13 protein-coding genes are annotated in these 17008 nt (G+C 71.5%); 8 read left to right on the top strand and 5 right to left on the bottom strand.

Features of this window, described 5'->3' with window-relative positions; all coding sequences use genetic code 11:
- Nucleotides 1-61 precede the first annotated feature (61 nt).
- Both FLX07_RS22505 and FLX07_RS22500 read left to right on the top strand, forming a co-directional pair.
- Complete coding sequence (locus FLX07_RS22505; RefSeq protein ID WP_142573077.1) at nucleotides 62-1444, top strand: hypothetical protein; 1383 nt, start codon at nucleotides 62-64, stop codon at nucleotides 1442-1444.
- A gap of 65 nt (nucleotides 1445-1509) precedes the next feature.
- Nucleotides 1510-1764, top strand: a complete 255-nt coding sequence (locus FLX07_RS22500; protein ID WP_142573075.1) for a hypothetical protein — start codon at nucleotides 1510-1512, stop codon at nucleotides 1762-1764.
- A gap of 72 nt (nucleotides 1765-1836) precedes the next feature.
- Here FLX07_RS22500 and FLX07_RS22495 read toward each other — a convergent pair whose 3' ends face one another.
- Nucleotides 1837-2184, bottom strand: coding sequence for a hypothetical protein (locus tag FLX07_RS22495; RefSeq protein ID WP_142573073.1), 348 nt, complete (start codon nucleotides 2182-2184; stop codon nucleotides 1837-1839).
- Between the two features lie 418 nt (nucleotides 2185-2602).
- Here FLX07_RS22495 and FLX07_RS22490 point away from each other — a divergent pair, with 418 nt between their 5' ends.
- The 5 genes from FLX07_RS22490 to FLX07_RS22470 all read left to right on the top strand — a co-directional run bounded on the left by FLX07_RS22490 (nucleotide 2603) and on the right by FLX07_RS22470 (nucleotide 10448).
- The gene (locus tag FLX07_RS22490) at nucleotides 2603-3814 is read left to right on the top strand and encodes an ROK family transcriptional regulator (RefSeq protein WP_142573071.1); all 1212 of its coding nucleotides are present in this window, start codon (nucleotides 2603-2605) and stop codon (nucleotides 3812-3814) included.
- Nucleotides 3815-3976: 162 nt separating this feature from the next.
- Nucleotides 3977-4903, top strand: a complete 927-nt coding sequence (locus FLX07_RS22485; RefSeq protein ID WP_142573069.1) for a PD40 domain-containing protein — start codon at nucleotides 3977-3979, stop codon at nucleotides 4901-4903.
- Nucleotides 4904-5218: 315 nt separating this feature from the next.
- The gene (locus tag FLX07_RS22480) at nucleotides 5219-8155 is read left to right on the top strand and encodes a glycoside hydrolase family 3 protein (protein WP_142573067.1); all 2937 of its coding nucleotides are present in this window, start codon (nucleotides 5219-5221) and stop codon (nucleotides 8153-8155) included.
- Nucleotides 8152-9153 (top strand): LacI family DNA-binding transcriptional regulator, encoded by a 1002-nt coding sequence (locus tag FLX07_RS22475; RefSeq protein ID WP_142573065.1) that lies wholly within the window; start codon nucleotides 8152-8154, stop codon nucleotides 9151-9153. The genes FLX07_RS22480 and FLX07_RS22475 overlap by 4 nt, the downstream gene beginning before the upstream one ends.
- The gene (locus FLX07_RS22470; protein ID WP_142573063.1) at nucleotides 9150-10448 is read left to right on the top strand and encodes a GH1 family beta-glucosidase; all 1299 of its coding nucleotides are present in this window, start codon (nucleotides 9150-9152) and stop codon (nucleotides 10446-10448) included. The genes FLX07_RS22475 and FLX07_RS22470 overlap by 4 nt, the downstream gene beginning before the upstream one ends.
- Nucleotides 10449-10460: 12 nt before the next feature.
- Here FLX07_RS22470 and FLX07_RS22465 read toward each other — a convergent pair whose 3' ends face one another.
- Together FLX07_RS22465 and FLX07_RS22460 are read right to left on the bottom strand one after the other, a co-directional pair.
- Nucleotides 10461-11591: a low temperature requirement protein A gene (locus tag FLX07_RS22465; protein WP_142573061.1), complete on the bottom strand. Its 1131-nt coding sequence runs from the start codon at nucleotides 11589-11591 to the stop codon at nucleotides 10461-10463.
- A gap of 34 nt (nucleotides 11592-11625) precedes the next feature.
- Nucleotides 11626-12648 (bottom strand): isopenicillin N synthase family dioxygenase, encoded by a 1023-nt coding sequence (locus FLX07_RS22460; protein WP_142573059.1) that lies wholly within the window; start codon nucleotides 12646-12648, stop codon nucleotides 11626-11628.
- 191 nt (nucleotides 12649-12839) lie between these two features.
- Here FLX07_RS22460 and FLX07_RS22455 point away from each other — a divergent pair, with 191 nt between their 5' ends.
- On the top strand, nucleotides 12840-14222 hold the full coding sequence (locus tag FLX07_RS22455; RefSeq protein WP_229689886.1) for a sensor histidine kinase: 1383 nt from the start codon (nucleotides 12840-12842) through the stop codon (nucleotides 14220-14222).
- Nucleotides 14223-14313: 91 nt separating this feature from the next.
- Here FLX07_RS22455 and FLX07_RS22450 read toward each other — a convergent pair whose 3' ends face one another.
- Nucleotides 14314-15159, bottom strand: a complete 846-nt coding sequence (locus FLX07_RS22450) for a DoxX family protein (protein ID WP_142573057.1) — start codon at nucleotides 15157-15159, stop codon at nucleotides 14314-14316.
- A gap of 74 nt (nucleotides 15160-15233) precedes the next feature.
- Complete coding sequence (locus FLX07_RS22445; RefSeq protein ID WP_142573054.1) at nucleotides 15234-16820, bottom strand: MFS transporter; 1587 nt, start codon at nucleotides 16818-16820, stop codon at nucleotides 15234-15236.
- Between the last annotated feature and the right edge of the window lie 188 nt (nucleotides 16821-17008).

Genomic DNA, 17008 nt, shown 5'->3' with positions numbered 1-17008 from the left:
GTCCGGGCAGCAGGGGCAGGGCTGGCAGGCGGCGACGCCGCCTCCGCCCGAACTGTGGCAGATGCCGACCCAGCCCTCCGTCCCGGCGCGGCGGGGGTGGGTGCTTCCGGTGGTGGCGGTGGTCGCCGTGCTGGTGGTGGCCGGGGGAACGTTCGCGTTCATGACGGTGCGCCAGACGGGAGCGCCCAGTAAAGCGAGCCCGACGGCGACGGCGGCGACGGCGGCCGAGAAGTCGGCGTCGGCCGCGCCGGTGGCGGCGACCGCCGACGTGTGCTCGATGCTCGACCCGGACGAGGCCGAGCGTCTCGTACCGCGGGCCGAGATCGACTCCTCGACCAACGACAACCGCAGCGACACCCTCGTGAGCTACGTCCGGTGGCAGTGCCGCTGGGCCAACCGGAACATCTCGTACAAGGACGTCACCCGCAGCCGCGAGATCACGGTCAACGTGTCCAAGTACGAGGCGCTCGGGACGACCACGGCCGTGGAGGCGGCGAAGATCCAGTACAAGGGTGAGCTCAGCCAGTACAAGTACGGCGCGGGCCACTCGGACACCGAGCACTACTACTCGGCGGTGCAGGAGTACCAGGGCATCGGAGACACGGCGGCCGCGCAGTACCAATGGACGCGGGAGGGAAAGCAGTACTGGTACTCCTTCGGCCAGGGAGTCGGCCGGGTGGGCGACGTGGTCTTCCAGGTGAAGTACGAGGCGAGCCAGAAGAAGAAGGAGGCCGACCTCCTGTCGACGGAGAGCACGCAGTCGATCACCGAGGAGAACGCCCTGCGGGAGGTGAAGGGCCTGCTCGGGCAGCTCGCGAAGTCCGTGACCGCCTGGCGTGCCGGACAGCCGCTGCCCTACCACGCGCGTCCCAAGCCGAGCCCGTCGCCGTCGCCCTCGCCCACCCGGATCCCCCTGCCCCGGGCCTGCGTGAGCCTCAAGACGCTGGCCGCCACCCTGGTGCCGGACACCGAGGGCGCGGCGGTGCGGAGCAAGGAAGGCCAGTCGAACGTCACCCAGTGCCAGTGGTGGAACGAGAAACTGCCGCTCGGCGGAGGCAAGGTCCGGTGGCGCAACCTGCGCATCGCCGTCCACACCTTCTGGGACGCGGAATCCGCCCGTTACTACCTCATCGACCAGCGATCGAAGACCAAGTTCACGGCGAGTAGCGAGATCGGCGGCATCCGGTGGGGCAAGGTCGAGAAGCTGACCGGCTTCGGCCAGGACGCGTTCGGCCAGGCGATCCGGCAGCGCACCGACACGGCCCAGGGCAACCGGTACGAGATCTACGCGCTGGACGGCAAGAACGTCATATGGGTGCTGCTGTCCGGCAGCGACCGCCCGGAGAACACCCCGATCAACGCGCCCGACTCCGTGCTCATGGACCCGAAGGAGGCGGTCACCGGGGCCAAGTCCGTCGCCAAGGCCCTGCTCGACGCTCTGTGAGCCGGTGTTCGTGCAGGTTTGCGCGGGTATTTCCCCCCTCGACGTCGAGTCGACGGGGGGAAACCATGGCTACCTGTGAGGTCTGCGGCAACGATTACGACATGGCCTTCGAGGTGCACACCCAGGGGGTGGTGCACGTCTTCGACAGCTTCGAGTGCGCTATCAGCAGGATGGCGCCCGTGTGCGAGCACTGTGGGTGCCGCATCGTGGGCCACGGCTCCGAGCTCAACGGCCGCTGGTTCTGCTGCGCGCACTGCGCCCGGGAATCCGGTGCCACCAGGATTGTCGACAGGGAGGTCACGGGCGCCGCTGCCCGCTAGCGCGGGCCATCTTGACGGTTGTGAGGGCCTCCGAGCGGGATCCACATCCCCGGGAGGCCCTCATGCTGCCCGTCAGGACTCGAACGCGACCAGCCGGATGACGAGGAATCCATCGCCCTCGCGCTTCGGCGGCAGCGTGGTGCCCGGCACGGCATCGAACACCTCGGGGTGCTCGTCCCTGGTCACCACGCCGAACAGGTCGTCCGGCAGGGTCATGCCCAGCGCCGTGGCACGCCTCGCAGCGGCGTGGAAACTGCCGCCCGCCTCCAGATCGGCGGCGATCATCTCGGCCGCCGGCCGGTCGGGCACCCGAATGCGGGCCACCCGGGCTCGCTGCGGCCGAGTCGAGCGGGCGCGGAGATAGTCCTCGATCTCCCACACGAGCAACTCGCCGAGGTAGTGCGACATGTCCCTCTTCACGGTGCTCAGAATCACCTGTGGCGGTTGATTCCCGTTTGCACTCCGGTTGCTTCGGGGCTGTGTTTGCGGCGTTCGGGTCTGCGCCCTGTGGCCCTTCCGTCGCGCGGCGTGCGGCCGCGGCGCCCGGCCTTCCCCACGCCGACTGAGAATCCGCCGGTGCACGCCCATCTCGCCGGGTGCTTGCCCACTGGATTCGCATGACGCTGCACGGTAGTGTTTTAGTTAGTTATGTAGCCAAACAAATGTCGGAGGGGCGAGTGCCACCAGGTCAGCCGGGAGGCGCCGGGACCGGTGGTCATCGCCAAGCCGGGCATGGCGCTGCCCGAGGGTCCGTGCGTGCTACGATCCCGGCCGCCGTTGTCATGTCGAATTGCTGCAGTTGCGGCATGATGAGCCCGAGTGGGGAACGGGGCGGACATTGATCACATCGCACAACGGGCCACAGCCGGCCGACTTCACCGACGTACGGGCGACCAATCTCGCCGTCGTGCTGCGCTTCGTCCGGGAGAACGCGCCCTGCTCACGTGCCGACATCGCCGCCTCGACCGGCCTCAACAAGGCCACCGTGTCCAGCCTGGTCGCCGACCTCATCGACCGGCGCCTGCTGCGTGAGACCGGCCTGACCGAGCACCGCGTCGGCCGGCCCGCCACCATGCTCGTCCTGGACGGCTCGCCGTACGCCGCGATCGGCATCGAGGTCAACGTCGACTACATCACGGCGGTCGCGGTGGACCTCAAGGGCGAGGAGCTCCTGAACTGGCGGCGGTCCTTCCCCGGCGGGACCTCGAGCGCGGGCCAGGCGGTCGTGGCCATGGCGGCCCTCGCCCGGCGGGTCGTCAGCCGTATGGGCAAGGAGGCCAGGCAGGTGCTCGGCCTGACCGTGGCCGTGCCCGGTCTGGTCGACGTCCACGGGATCGTGCGGGTCGCCCCCAACCTGGGCTGGCGCGACGCGGACCTGGCGGGTGACCTCGCCAAGGCGCTGCGCGACCCCGGCTTCCCCGTGCTGGTGGACAACGACGCCAACCTCGCCGCCCTGGCGGAGCACCGCTTCGGGCCCCATCGCAACGCCGCCAACCTCGTCTACGTGACCGGCGAGGTCGGCGTGGGTGCGGGCATCGTCATGGACGGCCGGCTCAGGCGGGGCGGGCAGGGCTACAGCGGTGAGATCGGCCACATCGAGCTCGATCCCGCCGGGCCCACCTGCCGGTGCGGCCGGCGCGGCTGCCTGGAGGCCGTCGCCGGGGTGGGTGCGATCCTCACTCACACGGCGCCCGACGCCTCGCCGTCCGAGCTCGAACTCGAGATCGACGAGGTCGTACGGCGCGCCCGCAACGGCGAGCGGGACATCCTCACGCTCCTGGAGGACGTGGGACGCCACCTCGGCAGGGGGATGGCCGCCGTGGCCAACCTGCTCAACCCGGAGGTCGTGATCCTCGGGGGCTACTACGTGCCGCTCGCGCCCTGGCTCGTCGCGTGCGCGGAGGAGGAGATGTACGGCAGGGTGCTCGCCCCCGGTGGGGGAGGCTGCCGGCTGGAGGTGTCCACGCTCGGGTACGGCGCGGCCGCGCTCGGGGCCGCCGCGCGGGTGCTCGACTCGGTCGACTCGGGCCGCCTGCCCCCGCAGCGCTGACCGTCCCATCCCGCCGTCCGAGCGCCTGGGGCCTGGCTTGGGCGCACTGGCACCGGAAGCACCCGGCCTCGGGCCGGCGGCAGGCGTACCGATATCGAGGGGCCGCGAACCCGGCCGGGGCGCGAGGCGTCGAACAACTGACTGTCGACGAATTGGAACACGATGAACACTCGCCCGCTGTCCGCCGCTGTGCTCTCCACCGCGCTTGCTGCCGCGCTTACTGCAGCACTGGCCGCCCCCGCGGCCGCCGCCGCTCCCGCCGGGACCTACGCCCGGCCGAAGCCTCTCATCGGGGTCGCCGTCTACCTCTCCTACGGCAAGGGCTTCCCGATCAGCCGGTACGAGCCCGGCAAGGGCTTCACGAAGCTCGGCGTCATGCCGATGACGGGCCAGTTCTCCGCGTCCCCGGACGGCAGGAAACTCGCCTGGATCACCGACCGCGGCTACGTCCGGGTCGGGAGCGGCAGCACCGCCGCGACCGTGGCCAGGGGCGCCGCGGCCGGGTTCCCGTGCGCCACCCCGGTCTGGTCGCCCGACTCCCGCCGGGTGGCGTACGTGAAGAAGGGCAACTCGGACGCCGGGTCGGTCTCGGTCGTCGGCACGGACGGCCGGGGCGGCAGGAAGGCGGGCACCACTCTCGGGGTCTGCCACCTGGCGTGGTCGGCCGACGGCCGCTACCTCGCCGGGTACGCGGGGACGACCGAGGGTGTGTACCGCCTCGATGTGAGGACCGGCAAGGCGGTCAAGGTGAAGGGCGTCGGCCTCGCCAACCACGTGCAGAGCCTGTCGCCCGACGGCACGAAGGTCGTCGTGGCGCCGCTGTCGAGGAACGCGCCGGGCGGCGACGGCTCCTGGCCGGGGGGCTTCCGCCCGGCCGTGGTCGACGTGGCCACAGGAAAGAAGGCCGCCATCCCGGTGAAGGGCTCGCTCATCGGCGCCTTCTACCTGCGCGACGGCCGCCTGGTCGTCCGGGTCGCCGGGCGCGCCGCCAACACCCTGGTCGTGCTCGACAAGAACGGCAGGCAGGTGCAGCGCCTGACCGAGCCCGCCGCGGCCAGGCGGCAGGCGCTGCTGCAGATCGTCCGCTGACTGGGGGACTCCCGAGGCATCCGAGGGCGAGCGCGGACCGGCCGGAACTCCCGGCCCGCGCCCGCTCTCGTGGTCGGCCGGAGTGGGCCTTCACGTGACAACGAGGTGAAACCGGCGAGGGTCTTGACCTGAGCCGAGGATGAGGGCACTCTTCCGGATAAGCCCGGATTTACACGCCAGAAACTCGCGGCAACCCTTTCGAAGCGCTTCGATGTGGCGCTTCTCCAACCGAACATGCGGATCCTCGCGACGCCCTCATGGGGCGTCTTTTCGGCAGGTCATCGAAGCGCTTCGACGCGAAGGGTGAGTCTCCAGATGAACGAACCGGAGAGACACGACCAGGACCCGGCATTCCGGAATCCCGCGCTGTCTCCCGCCCAACGGGTGGACGACCTGCTCGGCAGGCTCACGCTCGACGAGAAGATCGGCCTGCTGCACCAGTACCAGGCGCCGGTGGAACGACTCGGCCTGCGGGTCTTCCGCACCGGCACCGAGGCCCTGCACGGTCTGGCCTGGCACGGCCCGGCCACCGTGTTCCCCCAGGCCGTCGGGCTGGCGAGCACCTGGAACCCGGACCTGGTGCGTCAGGTGGGGGAGGCGACCGGCGACGAGGTCATGGCCTTCCACCACAAGGATCCGCAGAGCGTGGGCCGCAACGTCTGGGCGCCGGTGGTCAACCCGCTGCGCGACCCGCGCTGGGGCCGCAACGAGGAGGGCTACTCCGAGGACCCCTGGCTGACGGGGGTGATGGGCACGGCCTACGCTCGTGGCCTGCGCGGCGGCCATGCCGTGCTGAAGACGGCGCCCACGCTGAAGCACTTCCTCGGCTACAACAACGAGACCGACCGGTGCGTGACCTCCAGCGTCCTGCCGCCGCGGGCGCTGCACGAGTACGAGCTGAAGGCGTTCCGGCCGGCCGTCGAGTCGGGGGCCGCGGTCGCCGTCATGCCGTCGTACAACCTCGTCAACGGCCGGCCTGCCCACCTGTCACCGCTGATCGGCAGCCACCTGCGCACGTGGGCGCCCGACGACATCCTCGTGGTCAGCGACGCGTACGCGCCGGGCAACCTCGCCGGGCCGCAGGGCTACCACAAGGACCTGCCCGAGGCGTACGCGCATGCGATCAAGGCCGGGCTCGACAGCTTCACCCAGGACGACGCGGACACCGCCGCCACTCTGGGCCACGTCAGGACCGCGCTGGGCCGCGGTCTGCTGACCGAGGCCGACATTGACGCCGCCGCCCGGCACGCGCTGTCGATCCGGGTGCGGCTCGGCGAGTTCGACCCCGCCACGCCGTACGACGACATCACCCACGACGTCGTCAACAGCCCCGAGCACCGGCGGCTCGCGCGGGAGGCGGCCCGTCAGTCGATCACCCTGCTGAAGAACGACGGCCTGCTTCCGCTGGCCGCCCCGCGTACGGTCGCGGTGATCGGCCCGCTGGCCGACGCGTTGTTCGAGGACTGGTACAGCGGCACGCTGCCCTATCAGGTCACGGCCCTGGCGGGGCTCGCCGAGCGGTGCGAGACCGTCTTCTGCGAGGGCGCCGACCGGGTGGCGCTGCGCACCGAGGGCGGGTACGTCGGCGCGTCCGCCGACCCCGCCGGCGGTCCGCTGTACGTGGGGGGCGAACGCTCCTGCTTCGACGTGTTCGACTGGGGCGGCGGGGCGTTCGCGTTCCGGTCCTGCGCGAACGGGCGGCACGTGTCGGCGGGCGAGGACGGCGTGCTGGCCAACGACCAGCCGGGACCGAACGGCTGGGAGGTGCGCCAGACCTTCCGGATCGAGGAGCGGCTGAGGGGCGTGGTGCTCCGCAACATCTCCTCCGGCCGCTACGTCACCGTGGCCGACGGCGTCGTCCGCACGACCGACGACCCCGACGCCGCGTCCGTGCTGTCGGTGGAACCTGTCGAGAGCGGCGCGGCCCGCGCCGCGCAGGTCGCGGCGCGCGCGGACGTCGCGGTCGTCGTGCTGGGCGACCACCCGCTGGTGAACGGCCGCGAGACCGAGGACCGCGCGACGCTGGCGCTGCCCGAGCGGCAGGAGGCCCTGCTGAAGGCCGTCCACGCGGCCAACCCGGCCACCGTGCTCGTGGTCTCCAGCGGCTACCCGTTCGCGGTGACCTGGGCGCAGGAGCACCTGCCCGCCGTCGTCTGGTCGGCCCACGGCGGCCAGGAGTACGGCCACGCGCTCGCCGGCGTGCTGCTCGGTGACGACGACCCGGGCGGCCGCCTCACCCAGACGTGGTACCGCTCGGCCGCGGAACTGCCCGACCTGCTCGACTACGACATCATCGCCTCCGACGCCACCTACCTCTACTACCGTGGCCGGCCGCTCTATCCGTTCGGGCACGGCCTGAGCTACACCCGCTTCGTCTACTCCGATCTGGAGCTGTCGTCGGCCGACCTCGCCAAGGACGACACGCTGACCCTCCGGGTGACCGTGACGAACGCGGGCGAGCGCGAGGGGGAGGAGGTCGTGCAGTTCTACACCCGCCAGCGGCGCTCCCGGGTGAAGCAGCCGCTTCGCCAGCTGCGCGGTTTCGTGAAGGTGCGGCTCGCGCCGGGCGAGAGCCGTACGGTGTCGGTGGACGTGCCGGTCGCCGACCTGGCCTTCTGGGACGTGACGCGCGGCAGGTTCGTGGTCGAGGAGGCCGCGCACAAGGCGCAGGTGGGCGCCTCGGCGGGGGACATCCGGCTGTGCGCGCCGTTCCGGGTGCGGGGTGAGCGCATCCCGCCGCGCGATCTGACCTCGGGGCCACTGGACGTGGCCGATCACGACGAGTACGACGGTGTGGTGCTGTGCGACGCCGCTCTCGACTCCGGCGACGCGGTCCGCTCCACGTCGCCCGGATCGTGGATCGCCTTCCGCGACTGTGACTTCGGCGGAGGGGACTTCGGCGGAGGGGATTTCAGGGGAGGGGACATCGGAGGGGATTTCAGGGGAGGGGACATCGGAGGGGACTTCGGCGAACGGGACTTCGGCGGGGATCTCGCCGACGGGGGCCCGCCCGCGTGCGTGCTCGCGGTGTCGAGCGAGGAGGGCGGGGTGGTCACGCTGCGGCTCGACGACCCCCTCACCGGCGAGGTCGCGGGCGCGGTCAGCGTCCCGCCCACGGCGACCAGGCACGATTTCGTCGAGGTGAGCACTCCGCTGGCGGGAGCCGTCGGAGTGCGCGATCTTTATGTGGTGTACGAGAGCGAGGGGGTCACGGTGGGCGCGCTGGGCTTCGTCCCGGGGTTCTCCCGGTGAGGACCGTGACGATCGCCGACGTCGCCAAGCACGCGGGGGTCGCCGTGTCCACGGTCTCGTACGTGCTGAGCGGCAAGCGGGCGATATCGGCGACCACCCGGCAGCGGGTCCTGGACAGCGTGCGGGTCCTCGGTTATCACCCCAACGCCGGTGCCCGCGCTCTGGCGAGCAAGCGCGCGAAGGTCATCGCGCTGGTGCTGCCGCTGCGGGCCGGCATGAACCTGCCGGTCCTCATGCAGTTCGCGACCTCGGTCGTCACCACGGCCCGCAAGTACGACCATGACGTGCTCCTCATGACGGCCGACGAGGGGCCGGACGGGCTGCACCGGGTGGCGGCCAGCGCGCTGGTCGACGGGTTGTTGCTGATGGACGTGGAGATCCACGACCCCCGGGTGCCGCTGCTGCGCAAGCTCGCCGAGCCGAGCGTGCTGATAGGTTTCCCTGCCGACCCCGAAGGGCTGACCTGCGTCGACCTCGACTTCGCCCGCGCCGGGGCGCTGTGCGCCGACCACCTGGCCGATCTCGGGCATCGCGAGATCGCGCTGCTGGGCGCGCCGCGCGTGGTCTACGAGCGCGGCACCGGGTTCGCCGAGCGGACGATGGCGGGTTACGTGGAAGCGGCCCGACGGCACGGGATCGAGGCCGACGCGCGGCCCTGCGAGGAGTCCTTCGACGAGATCCACGCCGCCGTGAAGCTGCTGCTCGACGAGCGGCCGGGGCTGTCCGGGCTCGTCGTGCACAATGAAGCGGCCACCGGCCACGTGCTGGGGGCGTTGCGGATTCTCGGCAGGCGGGTGCCCGAGGACGTCTCGGTGGTGGCGATCTGCCCGGACGACATCGCCGAGCGGGCCAGCCCCGCGCTGACCTCCGTACTCATTCCCGCCGAGGACGTCGGCAGGCAGGCGGTCCGGCTGCTCATGGCCAAGCTGGAGGGCCAGGCCGTCCCCGAGTCGACGCTCCTCGAACCTCGATTGACGATTCGCGAAAGTTCACGATGACCTCATTTCCCGAGACATCATTTCCTGACGGCTTCCTGTGGGGGGCCGCGACCGCGTCGTACCAGATCGAGGGAGCGGTCCACGCCGACGGCCGCGTCCCCTCGATCTGGGACACCTTCTCCCACACACCCGGCATGATCGCCGACGGCCACACCGGCGACGTGGCCTGCGACCACTACAACCGCTATCTCGAGGACGTCGAGATCATGGCGTGGCTGGGGCTGAAGGCCTACCGGTTCTCGGTGGCCTGGCCGCGCCTCGCCGACCTGAGCTTCTACGACCGGCTCGTCGACGCCCTGCTCGCCAAGGGCATCACGCCCGTCGCGACGCTCTACCACTGGGACCTCCCGCAGACGCTGCAGGACACGGGCGGCTGGACCAACCGTGAGACGGCCTTCCGGTTCGCCGACTACGCCGCCGCCGTGCACCGGCGCCTGGGTGACCGCGTCAAGGTCTGGACGACGCTCAACGAGCCCTGGGTGTCGGCGTTCGTCGGGCACGGATCCGGCCGGCACGCGCCCGGGGTGACCGACCCGGCCGCCGCGTTCACCGCCGCCCACCACCTGATGCTCGGGCACGGCCTGGCCGTGCAGGCGCTGCGGGCAGGGGGCGCGGAGTCGGTCTCGCTGACACTGAACCTGACGCCGGTCCTCGGCGACCCCGAGCCGGCCCGCCTGATCGACGGGCTGGCGAACCGGCTCTTCCTCGATCCCGTGCTGCGCGGCGAGTATCCCGCGGACGTCCTCGCCCACCTGGAACGTTTCACCAAGGTCAACCTGGACGACCTGCCGACGATCGCGCAGCCGATCGACGTGCTCGGCGTCAACTACTACACGGTCAACCGGGTCGTGGCCGACCCCTCGTCGGAGGGGCATCTGGAGTATCCCGGCAGCGCGGGCATCGCCTGGGAGGACCCGCACGGCGAGGTCACCGAGATGGACTGGGAGATCAACCCGGCCGGGCTGGAGGACCTGCTCCTACGGCTGACGCGCGACTACCCCGGCATCCCTTTGATGATCACGGAGAACGGGGCGGCCGTTCCCGACGGGGTGTCCGACCCCGGCCGGATCTCCTATCTCGACGCCCACTTCCGCGCCGCCCGGTCGGCCATGGACCGGGGCGCCGACCTGCGCGGCTACTTCGTGTGGTCGCTGATGGACAACTTCGAGTGGGCCCGGGGATACAACAAGCGGTTCGGGCTCGTCCGGGTCGACTACGACACGCTGGAACGCACGCCGCGCGACAGCGCCCGCTGGTATCGCGACGTGATCGCCCGGAACGGCCTGGCGGACTGAGGCGGCCCGTCCCTACAGGGCGGTCTCCACGCAGATCATCACGACCAGCAGGACGACCAGCGCGCCGAGGTGGGCGGCCGACGACCACAGGCCGATCGGGACGGTCGCCGCGGCCAGCAGCGCCGCGGCGACCCGTACGGCGGTCCGTCCCACCCCGAGCACCCGGCGGAACCACAGGTCGCCGAGCAGGAACATCGCGGTGCCCCCGGCCAGCGCGACGGCGGGGCCGAGACCGAGATGGTCGTGGCCGACGGCCTTCTTGATCCCGGCCGCCGTCGCGACGACCCCCAGCAGGATCGGGATGTGGGCATAGAAGTACGCGCCCAGGATGAGCCGCGTCCGCTGGACGACCTCGGCCCGCATCAGCGCGTGCTCGGGCCCGCTCTCGCCGCGTCCGAAGTACACCCACCACAGTGACGCCGTGAGGGCGAGGCCCAGCAGGGCCGCCACGATCAGCGCCGCGCCGGGGTGGCCGTCGGTCGCCCCGATGCCGATCGCCACGATCGACTCGCCCAGCACGATGATCACCAGCAGGCCGTGCCGCTCGACGATGTGCGCGGCGTGCAGGGGAAAGCCCTTCTGCCCGATGAAGATCGGGCTCATCCAGATGAGCACGAGGGCCGCAGTCCACAGCGCGTAGTTCCATGGCGCGTCGGTGAAGGCCGCGGCGAAGACGAGCGCGGTCGCGGCCAGGTTGAACGGCACGACCCGCGCGATCGCGGCCGTCGCCTGCAGGTAGAGCCCGCCGTGGACGAGCACGATGACGAGGTAGCCGACGGCGAACGTCACGCCGCTGCCCGAGAAGGTGCGCGGGACGGCCAGGGCCATGATCAGGAATCCGGCCATGCCGCACAGGATGAGCACCCGCCGGGCCGCGCGCTCCGGCGGCACGGTGTTGGTGAGCCAGGCGTAGCCGGAGTACATCCACCAGAGCAGACCGAAGATCAGGACGGCCTGCACGGTGCCCTGGCCGGCGAATCCTTCCCCGTCCTGCCGGGTGAAATCGCCCACCAGCAACGACGTGAGCTGGGTGATCGTGAAGACGAAGACGAGGTCGAAGAAGAGCTCGATCGTGGAGACGCGCAGTTCGGCGTCCGGAGCGGTCGGTTCGACGCGCTCGGCGAACCAGCGGGGGAGATGCATGGCGAATATTGTGCCGGTCTGGCTGCTTTCTTGATTACACGTTTTCACGCGCTCCGCGGGCCGGCGGCAGCACCTGGCCGCCGAGCCCCGGGAACACCTTGGCGACCTTCGCAGTCAGATAGTCGCCGTATGTGCCGGAGAAGGCCCGCAGGTCGAGGCCGTCCCAGCGGGCGCGGCCCCCCTCGCGGGCGGGCAGGGAGGGCAGCGGCGGCACCTCGCAGTCCCAGCCCGGGTCGAAGAAGAAGGGGAAGGACAGCCTGCCGCGGCCCGTGCAGTTGCGCACGCGGTGCGGCGTCGACCGATACAGGCCGCCGGTCAGCTTGTCGAGCATGTCGCCGATGTTGCAGACCAGCGTGCCCGGGATGGGCGGCGCCTCGATCCAGCCGCGGGCGGTGTGCACCTGGAGGCCGGGATTGTCGTCCTGCAGCAGCAGCGTCAGCAGGCCGTAGTCGGTGTGCTCGCCGACCCCCCACTCGTCCGGCTCGGCGTACGGCGGGGGCGGATAGTGGAAGATCCGGAACAGGGTCGTGGGCGTGGCCGTGTAGCCGGCGGCGAAGTAGTCCTCGTCGAGTCCCAGGCTCAGCGCCACGCCCCGCATGACCGCCTGCCCCACGTGGGTGAGGGCGTCCATGTACGTCAGCACGGCCGGGCGCAGTTCGGGCACCTCCTCGGGGAAGAGGTTGCGTCCGTGCAGCGGCCGGGGATCGTCGGCGTCGAGCTCGGCGCCGAAATAGACGCCCTCCTTGAGGTCGGGCCGGCCGGAGGTGAGCTCGCCGCCCACAGGGAAATATCCGCGCCAGGCCCGCCCGCCCCGCTCCATGGAGATGCGCGACCTGTGCTCCTCGGGCAACCGGAAGAAGCGCGCTGCGGCGTCCCTCAGCTCCGCGATCAACGCCTCGGGCACCCCGTGGCCGCTGATGTAGAAGAAACCGCTGTCCAGGCAGGCGGCCTCGATCCGGCGCGCGACCTCGGCGCGCTCCCGGCCTGCTCCGGGGCCGGTCCCGGAGCCGGTGAGGGCGGCCACGTCGATCACCGGCAGTGGTCCGGCGGCGTTCATACCCACATCCCACCATCCGGGAGGCCGGTCGGGAAGGCTCCTTTACCTGCTTGCCGGTCGTCTTGCGCGGGTCGGCATTTCTGTCCGTCAGTACCATCTCGTCCAGTTTGTCTCGTTACCGGTTAATAACGCCCTGAAGAGTAGATTTCTTACGCACGGTCAGTAGGGGCGCATCGTAAGTGGGCGATCACGTGGGTTTCGGGGATCGTTGGTCGGTCAGGAGTCGCATCGCGCTGTTCACCGGCACGGTGGTCGCCCTGCTGTGCATCGCGTTCTCGGCCGTTCTGCTGTGGTCCCTGCACGTGGCGGCCCGGGAGACCCTGCTGCAGGAGGTGACGGCCGCCGGCGGCCGGGTCGCCTACCTCGTGGACCACGACCAGGTGCGGAGCGTGCTGCCCCCCGAAGGACGGAACCGGCTCATCCAGGTCGTGGACCCGCAGGGCAGGGTGCGCGCGGCGACACCGGCCGTCGCCGGAAAGCCGGCCATGGCGACCTTCCGTCCCCCGGCGCCGCTCCGCAAGGCCACGCGGGAGGTCTGCGGCGGTGTCTTCGGCGCCGGCCGGTGCCACATCGTGGTCGCGCAGCAGGTCTACGACGACGGCGGAGACTGGACCGTCTACAGCGCCGCGCCGGTTCAGGGATTCGACGCCCCGCCGGCCCTGCTGGCCGGTCTGGTCGTGGGATCGGCGCTCGTCACGGGCGCCATCGCGTACGGCACGCGGCGCAGTGTGAACCGGGCGCTCGTGCCGGTGCGGGCCATCAGAGCCGAGCTCGACGAGATCAACGCCTCGGACCTCGGGCGACGGGTGCCGGTCCCCCAGGCCAAGGGGGAGATCCACGACCTCGCACAGAGCGTCAACTACACGCTGGACCGGCTGGAGGAGACGCTCGAACAGCAGCGGCGCTTCACCTCCGACGCGTCCCACGAGCTGCGCAGCCCGATCACCGCGATCCGCGCGCAGGTGGAGGACGCGCTGCTCGCCCCGCAGGAGTCCGACCTGCGGGAGATCGGGCCCGCCGTGCTGAAGAGCCTCGAACGGCTCCAGGCGATCGCCTCCGACCTGCTGACGCTGGCCCGTCTCGACGCGGGCGCGCCCTGCGAGCGCGAATCGCTGGACCTCGGCCGGCTCGTGGCGGCGGAACTGGACGTCCGCCGCCCGGTCAGGAAGGTCGTCTCGCGGCTGTATCCCGGTGTGATCGTCCGGGGGGACCGCATCCGGCTGGGCCGCCTGATCGCCAACCTGCTCGACAACGCCGAGAGGCACGCCGTCACCACCGTGCATCTGGAGGTGCGGCGCGAGGACCCGCCCGACGGCGACCCCCGGTTCCGTTTCGGCCTGGCCGTGCTCGAAGTGCTCGACGACGGCGCGGGGATCGCGCATGACCAGCGGGAGTTCGTCTTCCAGAGGTTCACCCGGCTCGACGCGGCCCGCAGCAGGAACATCGGGGGCGCGGGCCTGGGCCTGCCCATCGCCCGGCAGATCGCCGAAAGTCACGGCGGCAGCCTGACGATCATCGACAGCTCGCGCGGCGCGCGCTTCCTCGTGTGCCTGCCGCTCTCCCGGGAGCCCTGACCCCTCCTCCGCCACAAGACCCGACCCGGCGCGGCCCGATCCGGTCTGGCCCGGTCTGGGTCGGCTTGGCCCGCACGGCATGGTCTCCCGCTCAGCGGGCGGGGGGCGCCTCGGCCCGGCTCTCCGTGGTCGTGTCGTCCTCCCGCCGCGTACGCCGCTGCCGGGGCGTGGCCTTGCGCACCACCGTCGTGGCCGGAGCCTCCTCGCCGGGCCGGTCCACGGCCGTCCCGGCGGCGGTGTGGCCCGCATCCCCGCCGCCTGCCGGGCGCGGCTCCGGCGCTCCGGGCGATTCGGGCGCTCGGGGCGCTCCAGGTGAGCCGGGCGCTCGGGGTGTTCCGGGTGAGCCAGGCGATCCGGGCGATCCGGTGGAGGGGGTGGGCCTCGACTGCCGCTCGCCCGAAGGGGGCCCGGGCGGGGCGGGCCGGGCCGGGGATTCGCCCGAGCCCGGTTCGCCGGGCCGTGGGGGGCGCAGCGCCGCGATGACCGCGTCGGCCTCCGCCTCGGCGGCGAACTCCCCGGCCGCTTCGGCCTCGCGCCGTTTTATGACCACCATGTGGTCGACCGAGATCCGGCCCGCGCCGGTGACGGCCAGCAGCACGGAGGCGGCCCCGAGGGCCACGATCAGTTCGATGTCGCCTCCGGTCAGCGGCAGGCCGCTGTCCCCGGCCGTGACCACGAACACCGCGAGGGCCTCGGCGAACAGCAGCAGCCCGATGACCGGCACGGCGAGGCCCGCGATCAGCAGCGCGCCGCCCACCAGTTCGGTCAGCATGGTCACCGGTGCCCATACGTGGGGCAGCGGGGCCTGGAGCGCGGTGAACTGGTCGGCGGTGGCGTTGAGGCCGGCTTCGAGCTTCTGCCAGCCGTTGGCGAAGAAGATCCCGCCGACGCCCATGCGGGCGGCCAGCGAGGCTAAGTCGTGCAGGGTTCTCTTCACGGCTTCTCACTCTGGGTGGGGGGTGACTTGCCCGGACACTTCCCCGCCTGCGCCGCCCTCATGCGCCGGCCGGCTCAGGTCCGTACGCCGCCGGGCTCTTCGGCGTCGGCGCTCGCGGGGGTGGAACCGTGACGGGGAAGCAGCAGGGCCACGGCCAGCGCGGTGAGCGCGAGCAGGGCCACGCTGACGACGATCGTGGAGTGCAGGGCCGTGACGAATGCCATGCGGGCGGCGTCCAGCAGCTCGGCTCCGGACGCGCCGGTCTCGCCGGCCACGTGCGCGGCCGCGGCCAGCGACTCACGCGCCTGTGCCATGAGCCCGGCCGGGACCCCCGGGACGGTCGTGAGGGAGGGGGCGTAGACGATCGTGGTGATCGTCCCGAGGACGGCGATGCCGAGACCCGCCCCCAGCTCGTAGGCCGTCTCCTCGATCGCGGCGGCGCCGCCGGCCCGCGACTCCGGCACGGTGGCCATGATCGTGTCCGACGCCGCCAGCAGGGCGACCTCGACGCCGAAGCCGATCCCCACGAAGCAGACCGCCAGCATCACCGGATGCGGCTCGGTGCCCCAGGCCAGCACCGGGGTGAGGGACAGCGCGGTCAGGGCCAGACCGCCGCCGACCGTCGCGCGCAGCCCGACGTGCCCCAGCACGTGGGCGGCGGCCAGGCCGCCCGCGATGGCCGCGACCATGAGCGGCAGCATCCGCACGGCGGCCTCCAGAGGAGACAGCCCCAGCACGAGCTGGAGATACTGCGCGAGCATCAGCTCCAGCCCGACCAGCGCGAAGATGGCCAGCAACACGCAGCCGACGCCGGTCGCGAAGCCGCGCTGGGCGAACAGCCCGACGTCGAGCAGAGGGAACGGCAGCCGCCGCTGCCGCCGCACGAACCAGACGAGCAGCGCGACGCCGCCCAGGAGCACGGCCAGCGAGAGCCCGCGGCCCAGGCTGTGCCCCGACCCCGCCTCCTTCAGACCGAACGCGACGGCCAGGATGCCCAGGGTGGACAGCACCGCGCTCAGCGCGTCCCACGGATGGTCGGCACGCCGCGACGCGGGCAGGATCCGTACGGCGAGCGGCAGCGCGACCAGCAGCAGCGGCACGTTGATGAGGAAGACCGCGCCCCACCACAGGTGCTCGACGAGGACTCCGCCGATCAGCGGCCCGACGGCCGCTCCCGCGGCGGCGACGGCGCTCCACACGCCGAGCGCGATCGCCCGCTCCCGCCGGTCGGTGAACACCTGCCGGATGATCGAGAGCGTCGCCGGCATGATCATCGCGCCGCCGACGCCGAGGAAGGCCCGCGAGACGATGAGCGCGAGCGGGGTCACGGCGAACGCGGCCGACAGCGAGGCCAGGCCGAACACCACGTAGCCGCCCAGCACGAAGGGCCGCCTGCCGTACCTGTCGCCCAGCGTGCCGAACGTCACCAGCAGCGGCGCGACGACCAGCGAGTAGCTGTCGATGATCCATAGGAGCTGCACGGACGACGGCTCCAGGGCCGCGGTGAGCGCCGGGACGGCGATGTGCAGCACGGTCGCGTCGACCGCGATCAGAAGCAGGCTGAAACACAGGAGCACGAGCACCGACCACCGGCTCGCGCGGTGATCCCGCTGGGCGTCTGCGGTGCGGACGGCGGCGGACTCGACCGAAACCATGATCATAGTCCGTTCAGTGCTCCTGCCCCAAGATCCCGGCCCGCTGGAACATGCGTGGCAGCTTAGGCCATGCGAAGCGGATCTCTCAGCCCTTCGGGCGATGTCGGGAACAAATCGCCAGATCCCTATCTCCGCAGGTGATCAAGTGGGGCGATCCGCCTCTCTAGAGAGCCATAGGTATATGTCCCGCGTCT

The sequence above is a fragment of the Microbispora bryophytorum genome, assembly GCF_006874465.1.
Classification (GTDB): Bacteria; Actinomycetota; Actinomycetes; order Streptosporangiales; family Streptosporangiaceae; genus Microbispora; species Microbispora bryophytorum.
Note: the sequence above shows the minus strand (reverse complement) of the source record. Positions and strands in the feature narration are given on the sequence as shown.

Coding starts and splice junctions, on each gene's coding strand:
- FLX07_RS22505 (WP_142573077.1), top strand. CDS start 62: ATGCCGACCCAGCCCTCCGTCCCGGCGCGGCGGGGGTGGGTGCTTCCG.
- FLX07_RS22500 (WP_142573075.1), top strand. CDS start 1,510: ATGGCTACCTGTGAGGTCTGCGGCAACGATTACGACATGGCCTTCGAG.
- FLX07_RS22485 (WP_142573069.1), top strand. CDS start 3,977: ATGAACACTCGCCCGCTGTCCGCCGCTGTGCTCTCCACCGCGCTTGCT.
- FLX07_RS22480 (WP_142573067.1), top strand. CDS start 5,219: ATGAACGAACCGGAGAGACACGACCAGGACCCGGCATTCCGGAATCCC.
- FLX07_RS22470 (WP_142573063.1), top strand. CDS start 9,150: ATGACCTCATTTCCCGAGACATCATTTCCTGACGGCTTCCTGTGGGGG.
- FLX07_RS22465 (WP_142573061.1), bottom strand. CDS start 11,591: ATGCATCTCCCCCGCTGGTTCGCCGAGCGCGTCGAACCGACCGCTCCG.
- FLX07_RS22460 (WP_142573059.1), bottom strand. CDS start 12,648: ATGAACGCCGCCGGACCACTGCCGGTGATCGACGTGGCCGCCCTCACC.
- FLX07_RS22445 (WP_142573054.1), bottom strand. CDS start 16,820: ATGATCATGGTTTCGGTCGAGTCCGCCGCCGTCCGCACCGCAGACGCC.